This window comes from Ideonella sp. P3_A4 (genome assembly GCF_056403075.1).
Window position 1 is genome coordinate 1 of the sequence record NZ_JBFUGE010001215.1, and the last position, 870, is coordinate 870.

General features: G+C 70.2%; 2 protein-coding genes. Both read right to left on the reverse strand.

All coding sequences use genetic code 11. From position 1 onward, the window contains the following. A partial coding sequence (locus tag AC1DYI_RS37085; protein WP_477209061.1) for an MFS transporter occupies positions 1-468 on the reverse strand: 468 nt, incomplete at its 3' end. A 71-nt stretch (positions 469-539) separates the two neighbouring features. Beyond that, positions 540-870: GAF domain-containing protein (locus AC1DYI_RS37090; RefSeq protein ID WP_477209062.1), on the reverse strand; the 331-nt coding region annotated here is incomplete at its 5' end.

Sequence of the window (870 nt, forward strand, 5' to 3'; positions counted from 1 at the left end):
CTGCATCACCGAGCTGCTGGCCGCCACCGCGCGCGGCAACAGCACTGGCGGCACCAGTGACGGCGTCAGCGCCTGCAGCGCCGGCATCTGCACCGCCCGGGCCAGCCCCAGCAGCACCGAGGTCGCCAGGATCCAGCGTGYGTCGATCCAACCGCCCGCGCTGCCCGCAGCCAGGACCAGCGCCACCACCGCCTGCAGCATCAGGCTGCCGGCCAGCATCCAGCGGCGGTCATGCCGGTCGACCAGATGGCCCGCCGGCAAGGTGAACAGCAGGGCCGGCAGAAACTGCGCCAGCCCGACCAGGCCCAACGCCCACGGGCTCGACGTGATGTCGTAGACCTGCCAGCCCAGCGCCACCATCAGCATCTGGTTGGCCGCCGTGCCGCTGATGCGCGCGCCGAGCAGGCGCAGATAGTCGTGCTGGTCGCGCAGACGTGGCGCGGCCGATTCTTCTGTCAGGGAAMGCATGCCGCGCCGATTGTCGGCAAGGGCGGGCAGTCTTGCTGGTTGAGGGACTTGCGGCGAGTCGGCGCTTGAAGTCAGCCGGCCGACTTGAAGGCCATCACGGCCTGGTTGCGCAGCGTGCGCAGCAGCGTCAACTCGCGCTCGCCGAAGTCCAGTGGCGTCGAATGCCGGTCGACATAGATCAGCGCAAAGGGCGCGCCCTTCAGCATCATCGGCAGCAGCATGAAGCTGTGTGCCGGTGCGCCGCGGTACCACGCCGGCAGCCTGGGCCCCAGCGCGGTGCTGCGGCCATCGGCAATCATCGTGTCGGCGCCCTTCAAGCAGGCCGCGCCGAACAGGTCGCTCGGCTGCGGACCGCGGGCATCGACGATGAAGCGCTTGGCCATCTGGTCGGCGCCGTGGCCC